17 protein-coding genes and 1 pseudogene are annotated in these 14334 nt (G+C 52.6%); 5 read left to right on the top strand and 13 right to left on the bottom strand.

Annotated features, from left to right (window positions below):
* Window positions 1-78: 78 nt before the first annotated feature.
* Complete coding sequence (gene timP / locus ACJHW7_RS04295; protein ID WP_001491247.1) at window positions 79-204, top strand: small toxic inner membrane protein TimP; 126 nt, start codon at window positions 79-81, stop codon at window positions 202-204.
* Between the two features lie 30 nt (window positions 205-234).
* Here timP (ACJHW7_RS04295) and ACJHW7_RS04290 read toward each other — a convergent pair.
* Window positions 235-321, bottom strand: a pseudogene (locus ACJHW7_RS04290) (enhanced serine sensitivity protein SseB); the annotation flags it as partial.
* Between the two features lie 438 nt (window positions 322-759).
* Here ACJHW7_RS04290 and timP (ACJHW7_RS04285) point away from each other — a divergent pair.
* Window positions 760-885 (top strand): small toxic inner membrane protein TimP, encoded by a 126-nt coding sequence (timP, locus tag ACJHW7_RS04285; protein WP_001491247.1) that lies wholly within the window; start codon window positions 760-762, stop codon window positions 883-885.
* A 31-nt stretch (window positions 886-916) separates the two neighbouring features.
* Here the strand turns inward: timP (ACJHW7_RS04285) and sseB are convergent, their stop codons facing one another.
* The 11 genes from sseB to trmJ all read right to left on the bottom strand — a co-directional run bounded on the left by sseB (window position 917) and on the right by trmJ (window position 9784).
* Window positions 917-1693, bottom strand: coding sequence for an enhanced serine sensitivity protein SseB (sseB, locus tag ACJHW7_RS04280; protein WP_021557084.1), 777 nt, complete (start codon window positions 1691-1693; stop codon window positions 917-919).
* A gap of 142 nt (window positions 1694-1835) precedes the next feature.
* Window positions 1836-3119 (bottom strand): aminopeptidase PepB, encoded by a 1284-nt coding sequence (gene pepB / locus ACJHW7_RS04275; RefSeq protein WP_000133582.1) that lies wholly within the window; start codon window positions 3117-3119, stop codon window positions 1836-1838.
* Between the two features lie 58 nt (window positions 3120-3177).
* On the bottom strand, window positions 3178-3378 hold the full coding sequence (gene iscX, locus ACJHW7_RS04270; protein ID WP_000523616.1) for a Fe-S cluster assembly protein IscX: 201 nt from the start codon (window positions 3376-3378) through the stop codon (window positions 3178-3180).
* Between the two features lie 11 nt (window positions 3379-3389).
* Window positions 3390-3725 carry an ISC system 2Fe-2S type ferredoxin gene (gene fdx, locus ACJHW7_RS04265; RefSeq protein ID WP_001124474.1) on the bottom strand — a complete coding sequence of 112 codons (336 nt, stop codon included), beginning with the start codon at window positions 3723-3725 and terminating at the stop codon, window positions 3390-3392.
* Window position 3726: 1 nt separating this feature from the next.
* The gene (gene hscA / locus ACJHW7_RS04260) at window positions 3727-5577 is read right to left on the bottom strand and encodes a Fe-S protein assembly chaperone HscA (protein WP_001196613.1); all 1851 of its coding nucleotides are present in this window, start codon (window positions 5575-5577) and stop codon (window positions 3727-3729) included.
* Between the two features lie 16 nt (window positions 5578-5593).
* On the bottom strand, window positions 5594-6109 hold the full coding sequence (hscB, locus tag ACJHW7_RS04255) for a co-chaperone HscB (protein WP_000384413.1): 516 nt from the start codon (window positions 6107-6109) through the stop codon (window positions 5594-5596).
* 95 nt (window positions 6110-6204) lie between these two features.
* A complete protein-coding gene (gene iscA / locus ACJHW7_RS04250) occupies window positions 6205-6528 on the bottom strand; it encodes an iron-sulfur cluster assembly protein IscA (protein ID WP_000028953.1) in 324 nt (107 codons plus the stop codon).
* A gap of 16 nt (window positions 6529-6544) precedes the next feature.
* The gene (gene iscU, locus ACJHW7_RS04245; protein WP_000331707.1) at window positions 6545-6931 is read right to left on the bottom strand and encodes a Fe-S cluster assembly scaffold IscU; all 387 of its coding nucleotides are present in this window, start codon (window positions 6929-6931) and stop codon (window positions 6545-6547) included.
* A 27-nt stretch (window positions 6932-6958) separates the two neighbouring features.
* Window positions 6959-8173: a cysteine desulfurase gene (gene iscS / locus ACJHW7_RS04240; RefSeq protein ID WP_001295373.1), complete on the bottom strand. Its 1215-nt coding sequence runs from the start codon at window positions 8171-8173 to the stop codon at window positions 6959-6961.
* Window positions 8174-8284: 111 nt separating this feature from the next.
* Window positions 8285-8773: a Fe-S cluster assembly transcriptional regulator IscR gene (gene iscR, locus ACJHW7_RS04235; RefSeq protein WP_001241357.1), complete on the bottom strand. Its 489-nt coding sequence runs from the start codon at window positions 8771-8773 to the stop codon at window positions 8285-8287.
* Between the two features lie 270 nt (window positions 8774-9043).
* Entirely contained in the window at window positions 9044-9784 is a 741-nt protein-coding gene (gene trmJ / locus ACJHW7_RS04230) for a tRNA (cytosine(32)/uridine(32)-2'-O)-methyltransferase TrmJ (RefSeq protein WP_000940019.1), read from the bottom strand.
* Window positions 9785-9902: 118 nt separating this feature from the next.
* Between trmJ and suhB the strand changes: the two genes are divergently transcribed.
* The 3 genes from suhB (at window position 9903) to csiE (ending at window position 13176) form a co-directional block, all read left to right on the top strand.
* Window positions 9903-10706, top strand: a complete 804-nt coding sequence (gene suhB, locus ACJHW7_RS04225) for an inositol-1-monophosphatase (protein ID WP_000553451.1) — start codon at window positions 9903-9905, stop codon at window positions 10704-10706.
* Between the two features lie 144 nt (window positions 10707-10850).
* Entirely contained in the window at window positions 10851-11705 is an 855-nt protein-coding gene (locus ACJHW7_RS04220; RefSeq protein WP_001307945.1) for an alpha/beta hydrolase, read from the top strand.
* A gap of 190 nt (window positions 11706-11895) precedes the next feature.
* Entirely contained in the window at window positions 11896-13176 is a 1281-nt protein-coding gene (gene csiE, locus ACJHW7_RS04215; RefSeq protein WP_000982987.1) for a stationary phase inducible protein CsiE, read from the top strand.
* Here csiE and ACJHW7_RS04210 read toward each other — a convergent pair.
* Window positions 13168-14307, bottom strand: coding sequence for a 3-phenylpropionate MFS transporter (locus tag ACJHW7_RS04210; protein ID WP_000244203.1), 1140 nt, complete (start codon window positions 14305-14307; stop codon window positions 13168-13170). The genes csiE and ACJHW7_RS04210 overlap by 9 nt on opposite strands.
* Window positions 14308-14334: the final 27 nt, after the last annotated feature.

The raw sequence follows: 14334 nt of genomic DNA, 5'->3' as shown, positions 1-14334 counted from the left end.
AGGCACCCCACAGTGCTTGCTATCGCGGCAATATCGCCAGTGGTGCTGTCGTGATGCGGTCTTCGCATGGACCGCACAATGAAGATACGGTGCTTCTGTATCGTACTTATTGTTTCTGGTGCGCTGTTAACCGAGGTAAATAATAACCTGAGTCTCTCCGGCAACAATTTACTGGTGGTTAACAACCTTCAGAACAGCAGGTAAGCCCGAATGCCGCCCTTTGGGGCGGCATATTTAGATTATCCGATTCTGTTTAAAGTCACGCAAAAAACCACCCCAGCGACGTTCATAGAATGGCGCAATATGTTCGATATTAAAATGACCTGGCTTATTAGTCCGAATTCAGACAAATATAAACAAATCCCGCTCAATATTAAAAATACTAACCGGTAAAAGATATTACTTAAACATGTAAATTCACTTTCTTTAAGCAACAAAAAACCGCCAAAATCAGGCGGTTATTTGTTGCCGGTTTGGTTCGCGGCCTCTCCAGCAGATTGACTTGTGTTGCATGAGCAACGCAGGTGCTTCACAGCAGAGCAATATTCGCCAGCAACTCTCTTTTTGTCAAGCAAAAGAGAGTAATTATTGTTTATTTAGCGTATTATCGACACCGGCCCTTTCCGCCGTCTCGCAAACGGGCGCTGGCTTTAGGAAAGGATGTTCCGTGGCCGTAAATGCAGGTGTTTCACAGCGCTTGCTATCGCGGCAATATCGCCAGTGGTGCTGTCGTGATGCGGTCTTCGCATGGACCGCACAATGAAGATACGGTGCTTTTGTATCGTACTTATTGTTTCTGGTGCGCTGTTAACCGAGGTAAATAATAACCTGAGTCTCTCCGGCAACAATTTACTGGTGGTTAACAACCTTCAGAACAGCAGGTAAGCCCGAATGCCGCCCTTTGGGGCGGCATATTTTAGATTATCCGGTTCTGTTTAAAGTCACGCAAAAAACCACCCCAACGACGTTCATAGAATGGCGCAATATGTTCGGTAATAAAGTGGCTAATTCCTTTTTCCCCTTTTTTCACCTGACAAATATCGATTGGTTCATCGGCAGGTAATGTATCGGTCGCTACACTTCCCGCCGCCTGAATAATTTCTTCGACATCACCATCGGCTTCAATGCCAATAAGTAAATTAGGCTGTGCCTCTTTGTTCTCTTTAATTGAACATATAAAAGCACGCTTCACCGGCTTAATAGTTTTAAATAAGGTGGTGAGTGAATCAATCATTTGTGCTGGCGGCTCTGCGACTTCCGATAATATCAGCGATTCACCGCCTTCCAGGATTTCCTGGCTGCTCAGCGGATTTCCCTCTTCACCAATCAACAAACTGATTTCACGCGGCATAAATTCTTTACCGGTCGGCAGTTTGGCATTAAGGAAGAGCGTTTCGCCAAGGGTCATCTCAAACAATGTGCGAACGGGCATTACGACAAATGCCTGTTCGTCTTCAACCGCCTGTTGAAGTGCTTCTAACGAGGTGAAAAAAGGAATAACGCTGGTGCCGTCTTCTTTTTCCCAGTGCTGTAAATCAAGCGCGCTATCTTCAACCACAGCCTCGCCCTGCGCCGCCGTACCTGGCACCCAGACGGTGGATTCCAGTAGAGTGCGGAAAAAGGCCGGGCGGTGCGCCGGTTCGGTTGCTGCTTTTTCCAGCAGGTCTTCAAGTTCATTTTTTGTTTCGGACATAAGAACCACAATTCATTCAACGTTCGGGGCACAAGTGCCTGATGCGCCATACTTATCAGGCCTACAAGGGATTCACAATTTGTTGAATTTGCAATACTTTGTAGGCCGGATAAGGCGTTTACGCCGCATCCGGCATATTAGTTTACGCCGTTAACAGATTAGCAATCGTGCGCACACCAAGTCCCGTAGCACCCGCAGACCACTGTTCAACCGGCGCTTTACGGTAAGTCGCCGAGCAGTCGATATGCAGCCAGCCTTGCTGATAGTTCTCAACAAAGTGCGACAGGAAGCCCGCTGCCGTGCTCGCGCCTGCCGGATACGCCGCGCTTCCGGTATTGTTCAGTTCGGCAAAGTTAGACGGCAGCTGGCTGCGGTGGAATTCCGCCAGCGGCAGACGCCAGAATGGTTCGTTCTCTTGTGAGGCACTCGCCAGCAAACGACCGGCAAGCGCATCGTCAAAACTGAACAGCGCGTGATAATCATTACCCAGCGCAGTTTTCGCCGCCCCGGTGAGGGTCGCCGCATCAATGATCATTTCCGGTTTCTGCGCACTGGCATCAATCAGACCATCGGCAAGCACCAGGCGCCCTTCGGCATCAGTGTTCATCACTTCAACTTTTTTACCGTTGCGATAGGTGATGATATCGCCCAGCTTAAACGCATTGCCGCTGATCAGGTTATCCGCACAGCAGAGGAACAGCTTCACGCGCTTGTTCAGTCCGCGCGTAATGGCAAATGCCAGCGCCCCGGTAACCGTTGCCGCGCCGCCCATGTCCGACTTCATCGAGTCCATAAACGCAGTCTGTTTGATGCTGTAGCCGCCGGAGTCAAAAGTGATACCTTTACCTACCAGGCACGCGTACACTGGCGCTTCTTTATCGCCAGTTGGGTTGTAATCCAGCGCCAGCAATACCGGAGAACGTTCTGAACCGCGTCCGACGGTGTGCAGCCCCATATAACCTTGCTCACGCAGATCTTCACCTTTGGTGATCCGATAAGTCACACGATCGCCTGCGACGTTGCTGATCAGATCAACAGCACGCTGTGCCAGTTGCGATGGCCCCAGCTCTTCCGCCGGTGCGTTGATGGTGTCACGCACCCAGTCGATGATCATCAGGCGGTTATCCAGTTCCTGGCGCTGGGCATCGTCCAGATCCGGCCACTCCACTTTACGCGTGCCTTTCGGGGCTTTGTAACCTTGCCAGAATGCCCAGCAGCGATCCGCATCCCAGCCTTCACCGCTTAGCTGAACATGCTTGATGCCCAGACCGTCAATCTTGCGCGCCGCACGCTGGATCAGCCCCAGATCGTCTGCCCCGTTCAAATGCAGAGTAATGCCATCATTATTAATGCTGTAAGTTGCTTTTTCTCCCCAGCGCGCGTCGGCAGGTTGGGTAGAGAGGGTAATTTTCATCGCTTCTGTCATTTTAGTTATCCTTATTCGTTTAACAGCAAAACGGGCTACCCCCAGGCAGCCCGTTCATTCACTCGGCTTCGTCCAGCCAGACTAACAAAATCGCTTCGAGGATTTTCTCGTTGGATGCCTGCGGGTCGTCGTCGAAATCTTCCAGATCGCAAATCCACTGATGCATATCGGTGAATCGAACCGTTTTCGGATCAAGATCGGGATACGCATCGTACAGTGCTTCGCCAATTTCGCGGCTATCGGTCCACTTAAGTCCCATACTAACCTCTGTTAATGCTCACGCGCATGGTTGATAGTGTAACGCGGGATTTCGACCACTAAATCTTCGTCGGTGACGCGCGCCTGGCAGCTTAAACGGCTTTCCGGCTCCAGTCCCCAGGCTTTGTCCAGCATGTCGTCTTCCTGCTCTGAGCTTTCCGGCAGTGAGTCAAAACCTTCACGAACGATGCAGTGGCAGGTGGTGCAAGCACAGGATTTTTCACAGGCGTGTTCAATCTCGATACCGTTACGCAGAGCTGCGTCGAGAATGGTTTCACCGCTATTAGCTTCCAGAACAGCGCCATCAGGGCAGAGCTCCTGATGAGGCAAAATAACAATCTTTGGCATATTAAACCTCGTCCACGGAATGGCCTTTCAGCGCACGACGAACCGACTGGTCCATGCGGCGAGCGGCGAAATCCTGGGTTTGTTTGTCTACGTTTTTAATCGCTTGTTCGATGGCGTCAACATCATCGCCCTGCGCCACTTCACTCAGGTGAGCGGCAGCATCGTCAATGACCTGACGTTCTGCGGCGCTTAACAGCGCGGCATCAGCAGCCAGCGCGCCGTGCAGACTTTCCAGCACACGCGCCGCTTCTACTTTTTGTTCTGCCAGCATTCGGGCTTTTACGTCCTGCTCGGCATAGCTCATTGAGTCTTTGATCATCGAAGCGATTTCGCTATCGGTCAGACCGTAAGACGGTTTGACCTGAATAGACGCCTCAACGCCGGTGGATTTCTCCATCGCCGTCACGCTCAAAAGACCGTCGGCATCGACCTGGAACGTCACGCGAATATGCGCACCGCCAGCCGGTAGCGCCGGAATACCACGCAGCGCAAAACGCGCCAGTGAGCGGCAGTCCTGCACCAGTTCGCGCTCACCCTGCATTACATGGATAGACATCGCCGTCTGACCATCTTTAAAGGTGGTGAAATCCTGAGCGCGGGCCACCGGAATAGTGGTATTACGCGGAATCACTTTCTCCACCAGGCCGCCCATCGTTTCGAGGCCCAGCGACAGTGGGATCACATCAAGCAACAGCATTTCGCTGTCTGGCTTGTTACCCACCAGAATATCCGCCTGAATCGCCGCGCCAATAGCGACGACTTTATCCGGGTCGATGGAAGTCAGCGGTGGACGACCGAAAAATTCGCCTACCCGTTCACGCACCAGCGGCACGCGAGTAGAACCGCCCACCATCACCACTTCCAGTACTTCGTCAGCCTCAACACCCGCATCTTTCAGCGCGCGACGACAGGCCAGTAAGGTTCGTTTTACCAGTGGCGCGATCAGTTCATTGAATTGTTCACGGCTGATTTCGCCCTGCCAGCCCGCAACGTTAACGGTCACGGAGTCCGCATCGCTCAGCGCGATTTTGGCTGCAATGGCGGCATCCAGCAGTTCACGCTGAACGCGGTTATCGCTACGATCAGGAATGCCCGCCTGCTCGCGAATGTAATCCGCCAGCAGATGGTCGAAATCATCGCCGCCGAGCGCGGAATCACCGCCGGTTGCCAGCACTTCAAACACGCCGCGACTTAAGCGCAGAATGGAAATATCAAACGTCCCGCCACCGAGGTCATAAACGGCGATCACGCCTTCCTGACCGGAATCCAGCCCGTAGGCGATAGCCGCAGCGGTCGGTTCGTTAAGTAAGCGCAGGACGTGAAGGCCCGCCAGACGCGCCGCGTCTTTGGTGCCCTGACGCTGGGCATCGTCAAAGTACGCCGGAACGGTGATAACTACACCATCCAGCTCGCCTGCCAGGGCTTCAGTTGCCCGCGCCGCCAGTGCTTTGAGGATGTCCGCAGAAACGCGCACCGGGTTCAGCAGCCCCGCCGCCGTTTCAATCATCGGCAGGCCGTTTTCGCTGGCCTGGAATTGATAAGGCAGATGCGGATAGCGTTGCTGGATATCAGCCAGCGAGCGTCCCATCAGGCGTTTAACAGAACTAATTGTGTTGGCGGTATCGAGCGCTGCATTAGTACGCGCGTCATAACCCACCGAATGCCCTTGCTGTTGATAGTGAACAACAGATGGCAGCAGGTGACGGCCTTCATGGTCGGCTAACGTTTCGGCCTGACCGCTGCGCACTGTCGCCACCAGCGAGTTGGTTGTGCCCAGGTCAATACCGGCCGCCAGACGACGCTGATGCGGCGCAGCACTCAAACCAGGTTCACTAATTTGTAATAAGGCCATGTTTAGCTTCCAGAAATTAAAAATCGAGCAGTTTTTCTTCGAGTTGTTCGGCACTGCTTCGCAGTTTATCGAGAAAACGCAGCTTACGCACGGTATCCGCCGCCGCGTCCCAGGTCTCGTTGTCTAACTGTTCAACCATCAACTGATGGCGGGTATCAAACATCTTTTTCACACGTTTGATAAAGCTTTCCAGCCGCGCTTCATCTTTCGCCTGTTCGATCTCGTCCAGCTCTTCGCGCAGCTCCAACTGTTCCATCAGGAACGCGGTGTCGCGCACAGTATGCTGCTCGCTGGCGAGATCAAAGCCGTGCAAAGAAAGCAAATATTCCGCGCGCATTAACGGATGACGCAGCGTTTGCCAGGCCTGGTTAATGGTTGCAGATTGCTGTACGGCGGCGAGTTGTTCCGCCTGGCTTCCGCTGGCGAATTTATCAGGATGATACTGACGTTGTAGATCCTGAAAACGCAGGCTCAGCGCCTGGGTATCGAGTTGATAACGGGCAGGCAAGCCAAAGAGGGTGAAGTAATCCATAACATTCTCAGGGCTGCGATCCGCCGCGATAACGGCGAATCAGGTAAAACAAACCCCACGCGCAGGCGACCACGGTGGGGTTATCGGTATGCGCATCAAACGTGGAAGCTTTCGCCGCAACCACACTCATCTTTAACGTTCGGGTTGGTGAATTTAAACCCTTCGTTCAGGCCTTCTTTTACGAAGTCCAGCTGCGTACCGTCCAGAAATTGCAGGCTTTTGCCATCGACCACGACTTTCACGCCTTTGTCTTCAAACACGATGTCTTCCGGCGTCGGTTCGTCAACAAATTCCAGTACATAAGCCATACCTGAACATCCGGAGGTTCTCACGCCCAGACGCAGGCCAAACCCTTTGCCGCGGTTAGCCAGAAAGGTATTTACTCGCGCTGCTGCACTGTCGCTCAGTGTAATCGACATAACCAAACCTCAACTCTTATTTTGCTTCACGTTTGCTTTTATAGTCCGCAATGGCGGCTTTGATCGCGTCTTCTGCCAGAATAGAACAGTGAATTTTCACCGGCGGCAGTTCAAGTTCTTCAGCAATATCGGTGTTTTTGATCGCCTGCGCTTCGTCGAGAGACTTCCCTTTCACCCATTCGGTGACCAGGGAGCTGGAAGCGATAGCGGAACCGCAGCCGTAAGTTTTAAAACGCGCGTCTTCAATGATACCTTCATCGTTGACTTTAATCTGCAACTTCATCACGTCGCCACAGGCCGGTGCACCCACCATGCCGCTGCCGACGTTCTCGTCGTTGTTGTCAAAGGAACCCACGTTACGCGGATTCTCGTAATGGTCGATAACTTTTTCGCTGTAAGCCATTATAAATTCTCCTGATTCCGATACCGATTAATGATGAGCCCATTCGATGCTGTTCAGATCCACGCCCTGCTTGTACATTTCCCACAGCGGAGAAAGGTCACGCAGACGACCGATGGATTTACGAACTAACTCGATGGTGTAGTCGATCTCTTCTTCAGTAGTAAAACGACCTAAAGAGAAACGGATAGAGCTATGTGCCAGCTCGTCGTTCAGCCCCAGCGCGCGCAGCACGTAGGACGGTTCGAGGCTTGCTGACGTACAGGCGGAGCCGGAAGAAACCGCGAGGTCTTTCAGCGCCATAATCAGCGACTCACCTTCAACGTAGTTGAAGCTGACGTTGAGAATGTTCGGCGCACCGTGTTCCAGGTCACCGTTCAGGTAAACTTCTTCGATATCTTTGATGCCGTTCCACAGACGGTTACGCAGTCCGCGCAGACGTTCCATCTCGGTCGCCATCTCTTCTTTTGCGATGCGATAGGCTTCGCCCATTCCGACGATCTGGTGAACAGGCAGAGTGCCGGAACGCATACCGCGTTCGTGACCGCCGCCGTGCATTTGCGCTTCGATGCGTACGCGCGGTTTACGACGCACATACAGCGCACCAATACCTTTCGGGCCATAGATTTTGTGACCGGAGAAAGACATCAGGTCAACTTTCAACTGGCTCAGATCGATAGGCAGTTTGCCCACGCTCTGGGTTGCATCAACGTGATAGATAATGCCACGAGCACGGCACATTTCGCCGATAGCCGCGATATCCTGCACCACGCCGATTTCGTTATTCACGTGCATGATAGAAACGAGGATGGTGTCGTCACGCATCGCCGCTTCGAGTTCTTTCAGGTCGATAATACCGTTACGCTGCGGTGCCAGGTAGGTGACTTCGAAACCTTCGCGCTCCAGCTGACGGCAGGTATCCAGTACCGCTTTGTGTTCGGTTTTGCTGGTGATGATGTGCTTGCCTTTTTTCTGATAAAAGTTGGCTGCACCTTTGATCGCCAGGTTGTCAGATTCGGTTGCACCAGAGGTAAAGACGATTTCACGCGGATCAGCGCCGACCAGATCGGCAATCTGATTACGGGCGATATCTACCGCTTCTTCAGCCTGCCAGCCGAAACGGTGAGAACGGGAGGCCGGGTTACCAAAGGTTCCGTCCATCGTCATAAACTGCATCATTTTCTCGGCAACACGCGGGTCCACCGGCGTGGTTGCGGAGTAGTCGAGATAAATCGGTAATTTCATTGCTCTATAAACTCCGTACATCACTCAATGCAAGGAATCAGGCTACCGGCTGGATGTACGACCGTGTTTACGGAGTATTTAGCACTCCGGCCTGATTCTGAATTCTTTTTATTAAGCGCGTAACTTAACGTCGATCGCGTCTTGTGTGCGGGTGCGTGGCGCGTCGTGAGTATGCTGACGACCAGACACATCCAGCACTTCCTGGTTATTAACCAGTTCGCCTAAAGTAATGTTGTTGAGAAAACCGGTGAGACGGTCGCTCAAATCACGCCACAGCGCGTGGGTCAGGCATTTATCCCCGCCCTGGCAGCCGCCTTTACCCTGACAACGGGTAGCATCTACAGATTCGTCAACGGCGCTAATCACTTCGCCAACGGCGATGCTGCTGGCATCTTTGCCTAACAGATAACCACCGCCTGGTCCACGTACGCTGGAAACCAGACCATTTTTACGCAGACGGGAAAACAGTTGTTCCAGATAAGAAAGGGAAATTCCCTGACGTTCGGAAATATCAGCCAACGGTACCGGGCCCGCTTCAGAGTTGAGCGCAACGTCAAGCATTGCGGTCACGGCATAGCGCCCTTTAGATGTCAGTCTCATGTCTTACTTCACCTCAAACTCGCCCCTGCCCGGGGTTTTTTATTGTAAAAGTGGGGGTATTGCATAGCAGGGTCAAGTCTGACATTCCCGAGTAAATTGGTCAACTATTTACTTGACTGATTTAGTCGGGTATTTAACCTTCAGTGCCATTTTTTTATCGTGGCGTTTGTACCTGTTGTCGGATGCGGTGTGAACACCTTGTCCGACCTGGGATTCCGTGCACTTACAGGCCTGATAAGACGCGTTAAGCATCGCATCAGGCAACCACTGTTATTCGGCCTTATTACCTTTATTCTGCTGCTCTATAGAAGCCAGAATCCCGCGCAGGATATTCAATTCCTGGCTTTCCGGGCGCGCACGGGTAAACAGACGGCGCAATTTATTCATCACCTGCCCCGGATGGTTTTCACGGATAAAACCGGTTGCCAGCAGCGTTTGTTCCAGATGACCATAAAAACGCTCCAGATCATCGACCAGCGGATACGGCGTCTCTTCATGCTCGACCTGCTCGCCATTTTCCTGAGTTGCCAGCCAGGCCATACGCACTTCATAGGCAATAACCTGAACCGCCATTGCCAGGTTCAGCGAACTGTATTCCGGGTTTGCCGCAATCGCGACATGATAATGGCATTTCTGCAACTCTTCATTGGTCAAGCCGACGCGCTCACGACCAAACACCAGCGCCACCGGGGTATTTGCCGCTTCAGCGACGCTTTTCAGACCGCATTCGCGCGGGTCGAGCATCGGCCACGGCAGCGTGCGGGAGCGTGCGCTGGTGCCTACCACCAGGCTACAACCGGCTAACGCTTCGTCGAGCGTATCGACGATGTGAGCATTACCAATCACATCGCTGGCCCCCGCCGCCAGGGCAATAGCCTGGGAGTCAGGTTTCACCAGTGGATTAACCAGCCACAGATTGGTTAATCCCATTGTTTTCATGGCACGGGCAACAGAACCCATATTGCCGGTGTGTGACGTCTCCACCAGCACAATTCGAATATTTTGCAGCATTGTCTTTCTTCGTCTAAAGATTATTCGCGCATCTTATCATAAAACGAAGACAGATGCCGATCTCGCTGCTATACTCTGCGCCGTTTTCCCGTTCTTTAACATCCAGTGAGAGAGACCGATGCATCCGATGCTGAACATCGCCGTGCGCGCAGCGCGCAAGGCGGGTAATTTAATTGCCAAAAACTATGAAACCCCGGACGCTGTAGAAGCGAGCCAGAAAGGCAGTAACGATTTCGTGACCAACGTAGATAAAGCTGCCGAAGCGGTGATTATCGACACGATTCGTAAATCTTACCCACAGCACACCATCATCACCGAAGAAAGCGGTGAACTTGAAGGTACTGATCAGGATGTTCAATGGGTTATCGATCCACTGGATGGCACTACCAACTTTATCAAACGTCTGCCGCACTTCGCGGTATCTATCGCCGTTCGTATCAAAGGCCGCACCGAAGTTGCTGTGGTATACGATCCTATGCGTAACGAACTGTTCACCGCCACTCGCGGTCAGGGCGCACAGCTGAACGGCTACCGTCTGCGCGGCAGCACCGCTCGCGATCTCGACGGTACTATTCTGGCGACCGGCTTCCCGTTCAAAGCAAAACAGTACGCCACTACCTACATCAACATCGTCGGCAAACTGTTCAACGAATGTGCAGACTTCCGTCGTACCGGTTCTGCGGCGCTGGATCTGGCTTACGTCGCTGCGGGTCGTGTTGACGGTTTCTTTGAAATCGGTCTGCGCCCGTGGGACTTCGCTGCAGGCGAGCTGCTGGTTCGTGAAGCGGGCGGCATCGTCAGCGACTTCACCGGTGGTCATAACTATATGCTGACCGGTAACATCGTTGCTGGTAACCCGCGTGTTGTTAAAGCCATGCTGGCGAACATGCGTGACGAGTTAAGCGACGCTCTGAAGCGTTAATGACTCAGGCGGGTGATATCACTCACCCGCCCTCGCCTTTCAGGCGCTATTCCGAAATACTTCCTCACCGCTTTACTTTCTTTCGTCACTCTCCCACCATCTTTCCCCGATTAATGGATGATAAAGAAGTCGCAAGGAAAGGTTATGGCACTGCCAGTGAACAAACGCGTTCTCAAAATTCTGTTTATTCTCTTTGTTGTTGCCTTCTGCGTTTATTTAGTGCCGCGCGTTGCCATCAACTTCTTCTATTATCCTGACGATAAAATTTACGGTCCCGACCCCTGGTCGGCGGAATCCGTCGAATTTACGGCTAAGGACGGTACTCGTCTGCAAGGCTGGTTTATCCCTTCTTCGACGGGCCCTGCTGACAACGCCATCGCAACCATCATTCATGCTCACGGCAATGCCGGAAATATGTCCGCCCACTGGCCGCTGGTCAGTTGGTTACCCGAGCGTAATTTCAACGTTTTTATGTTTGATTATCGCGGGTTTGGTAAATCAAAAGGCACGCCGTCCCAGGCCGGATTGCTGGACGATACGCAAAGCGCCATCAATGTGGTGCGCCATCGCAGTGATGTAAACCCACAACGGCTGGTGCTGTTCGGGCAGAGTATTGGCGGGGCGAATATTCTTGCTGTTATTGGTCAGGGTGATCGTGAAGGCATACGTGCGGTGATCCTCGACTCCACATTTGCCTCTTATGCAACCATCGCCAACCAGATGATCCCCGGCAGTGGCTACTTACTTGATGAGAGTTACAGCGGCGAAAATTACATCGCCAGCGTCAGCCCGATCCCGCTTTTACTCATTCACGGTAAAGCTGATCACGTTATCCCATGGCAGCACAGCGAAAAGTTGTATAGCCTGGCAAAAGAGCCAAAACGGTTGATCCTAATCCCGGATGGCGAACACATTGATGCTTTTTCCGATCGTCACGGCGATGTTTATCGCGAACAGATGGTGGACTTTATCCTTAGCGCGTTGAATCCGCAGAACTAACCCATGATCGCTAGCACGATAATCATTCACAAAACCACCTTAAGACATGCTAATCCACTGGTCAGAACAGTTTAAGATGAGAAAAATTCTGTGACGCTTACCAACATTTCTGATGATTAGCATTCCCTTCGCCATTTCCCTGAGCAAACTTTAGCTATTCTTATCAATTATGCTTATGGGAGATCTACAGATGATGCCTACGCTTGCTCCACCATCTGTCCTTTCGGCTCCCCAGCGCCGCTGCCAGATCTTGCTGACGCTCTTTCAGCCGGGGTTGACCGCCACCATGGCAACCTTCAGCGAGCTTAATGGTGTGGATGATGATATTGCCAGTCTTGATATCAGCGAAACAGGACGGGAGATCCTGCGCTATCATCAACTCACACTGACGACTGGTTATGACGGTAGCTACCGGGTTGAAGGTACAGTGCTTAACCAACGTTTGTGTTTATTTCACTGGCTACGACGTGGTTTCCGTCTGTGTCCGTCATTTATTACCAGCCAATTCACCCCCGCCCTGAAGAGTGAACTGAAGCGGCGCGGAATTGCGCGTAACTTTTACGACGATACCAATCTACAAGCGTTAGTGAATCTCTGCTCCCGACGGCTGCAAAAACGCTTTGAATCGCGCGATATTCATTTCCTGTGTCTGTATCTGCAATATTGTTTGCTGCAGCACCACGCTGGAATTACGCCTCAGTTTAATCCGCTCCAACGTCGCTGGGCGGAATCCTGCCTTGAATTTCAGGTAGCGCAGGAAATTGGACGCCACTGGCAGCGTCGGGCGCTCCAGCCTGTACCACCTGATGAGCCACTGTTTATGGCACTACTTTTTTCCATGTTGCGGGTTCCCGATCCATTGCGGGATGCGCATCAGCGGGACAGACAATTGCGTCAGTCTATCAAACGTCTGGTAAACCATTTTCGTGAGCTGGGAAATGTTTGTTTTTATGATGAACAGGGGTTATGTGATCAGCTTTATACCCACCTCGCCCAGGCGTTAAATCGCAGTTTGTTTGCCATCGGTATTGATAATACCCTGCCGGAAGAGTTCGCCAGACTGTATCCACGCCTGGTACGCACCACCCGCGCGGCGCTGGCCGGATTTGAAAGTGAATACGGCGTCCATCTTTCTGATGAGGAAAGTGGTCTGGTCGCGGTGATTTTCGGTGCCTGGCTAATGCAGGAAAACGATCTGCATGAAAAACAGATTATTCTACTGACCGGGAATGATAGCGAGCGAGAAGCGCAGATTGAGCAGCAGTTACGCGAACTAACGTTACTGCCGCTCAACATTAAACATATGTCGGTAAAGGCATTTTTGCAGACAGGCGCTCCGCGTGGCGCGGCACTGATTATTGCTCCTTATACCATGCCGTTACCGCTCTTTTCACCACCGCTGATCTATACGGACCTGACACTGACAACACATCAACAGGAGCAGATCCGCAAAATGCTCGAATCAGCATGAGGGAACAACTTTCGGGCGCAAAAACATTGCCGGAAGCGCCACCAGCGCCATCACCCAGAACACGCCGTGGCCCAGATATTGATACAGGAAACCGGCGAAAACGGTCATGATAGCGATACTGCCGCCCATCGCGACGGCAGAGTAAACCGCCTGTAAACGGATGACTTCGCTACCCTGGCGAGCGGCAATATAGCGCATGGCGGCCAGGTGGCAGACCGTGAAGGTGCCGCAATGCAGAATTTGCACCACTATCAACCACGGCAACGCCGTAGTTGCTCCCATAATGCCCCAGCGCACTACGCCGCAAATCGCCGAGATCAACAGCATATCGCGTGCACTACAACGGCGGAAAAGTTTATTACTCAGTGCAAAGATAATGACTTCCGCCACCACGCCCAGCGACCACAAATACCCCACCGCCGAGGCCGAGTAGCCAGCTGCCTGCCAGTAAATGGCGCTAAAACCGTAATAGGCCGCATGCGCCCCCTGCAATAAACAAACGCAGGCCAGAAAGCGCCAGTTCTGGCGAACCAGCGCCAACCACGCTGACCAACCGGTGCTCTCCTGTTGGCGGCTTGCCCCTTGTGGCTGAATCGTCGGACGGATGAGAAAGCCGAGCAGCATGGATGCCACGCCCAACGTCAACAGCACGAGGATCACCCGATAATCAAACATAGTGACCAGTTTGCCCGTCAGCGCCGAGCCAATGACAAACGCCACCGAGCCCCACAGTCGCACTTTGCCGTAATCAAGCGGGAACTGCTTTTGCCACGTATTCGCCAGTGCATCGGTCAACGGTACCAGCGGTGAGAAAAAGAGGTTAAAGCCAATCATCACCAGCATCAGCCACGCTACGTGCGCCCCCGCCCAGAAGGCGACAGCAAAGAGAAGTGTCAGCAGTGCCAGCACGCGCAAGGCGGAAATCAGGCGAGAAGGATCGCTGACGCGGGGCGCGATGAGCAAACTCCCGAGAAAACGGGCAACCAGACCTGCCCCCAATAACAGGCCGATGGTTTCTGGCGTTAAACCAATCCCTTTAAGCCAGACGCTCCAGAAAGGTAGAAAAATGCCGTAACTAAAAAAGTATGTGAAATAGCCGAGCGCCAACCAGCGCGTGGATTGCAAAACCATGAGTCCCTCCCGTCAGGAGGCGTTAGT

The organism is Escherichia sp. WS1152, assembly GCF_046487665.1.
Lineage (GTDB): Bacteria > Pseudomonadota > Gammaproteobacteria > Enterobacterales > Enterobacteriaceae > Escherichia > Escherichia coli.
The sequence above is the reverse complement of the archived record's forward strand: the minus strand, read 5'-3'. Positions and strand labels throughout refer to the sequence as shown.

Excerpts from the sequence above, each read along its gene's own strand:
- timP (WP_001491247.1), top strand. The coding sequence starts at position 79 with ATGAAGATACGGTGCTTCTGTATCGTACTTATTGTTTCTGGTGCGCTG.
- timP (WP_001491247.1), top strand. The coding sequence starts at position 760 with ATGAAGATACGGTGCTTTTGTATCGTACTTATTGTTTCTGGTGCGCTG.
- sseB (WP_021557084.1), bottom strand. The coding sequence starts at position 1,693 with ATGTCCGAAACAAAAAATGAACTTGAAGACCTGCTGGAAAAAGCAGCA.
- pepB (WP_000133582.1), bottom strand. The coding sequence starts at position 3,119 with ATGACAGAAGCGATGAAAATTACCCTCTCTACCCAACCTGCCGACGCG.
- iscX (WP_000523616.1), bottom strand. The coding sequence starts at position 3,378 with ATGGGACTTAAGTGGACCGATAGCCGCGAAATTGGCGAAGCACTGTAC.
- fdx (WP_001124474.1), bottom strand. The coding sequence starts at position 3,725 with ATGCCAAAGATTGTTATTTTGCCTCATCAGGAGCTCTGCCCTGATGGC.
- hscA (WP_001196613.1), bottom strand. The coding sequence starts at position 5,577 with ATGGCCTTATTACAAATTAGTGAACCTGGTTTGAGTGCTGCGCCGCAT.
- hscB (WP_000384413.1), bottom strand. The coding sequence starts at position 6,109 with ATGGATTACTTCACCCTCTTTGGCTTGCCTGCCCGTTATCAACTCGAT.
- iscA (WP_000028953.1), bottom strand. The coding sequence starts at position 6,528 with ATGTCGATTACACTGAGCGACAGTGCAGCAGCGCGAGTAAATACCTTT.
- iscU (WP_000331707.1), bottom strand. The coding sequence starts at position 6,931 with ATGGCTTACAGCGAAAAAGTTATCGACCATTACGAGAATCCGCGTAAC.
- iscS (WP_001295373.1), bottom strand. The coding sequence starts at position 8,173 with ATGAAATTACCGATTTATCTCGACTACTCCGCAACCACGCCGGTGGAC.
- iscR (WP_001241357.1), bottom strand. The coding sequence starts at position 8,773 with ATGAGACTGACATCTAAAGGGCGCTATGCCGTGACCGCAATGCTTGAC.
- trmJ (WP_000940019.1), bottom strand. The coding sequence starts at position 9,784 with ATGCTGCAAAATATTCGAATTGTGCTGGTGGAGACGTCACACACCGGC.
- suhB (WP_000553451.1), top strand. The coding sequence starts at position 9,903 with ATGCATCCGATGCTGAACATCGCCGTGCGCGCAGCGCGCAAGGCGGGT.
- ACJHW7_RS04220 (WP_001307945.1), top strand. The coding sequence starts at position 10,851 with ATGGCACTGCCAGTGAACAAACGCGTTCTCAAAATTCTGTTTATTCTC.
- csiE (WP_000982987.1), top strand. The coding sequence starts at position 11,896 with ATGATGCCTACGCTTGCTCCACCATCTGTCCTTTCGGCTCCCCAGCGC.
- ACJHW7_RS04210 (WP_000244203.1), bottom strand. The coding sequence starts at position 14,307 with ATGGTTTTGCAATCCACGCGCTGGTTGGCGCTCGGCTATTTCACATAC.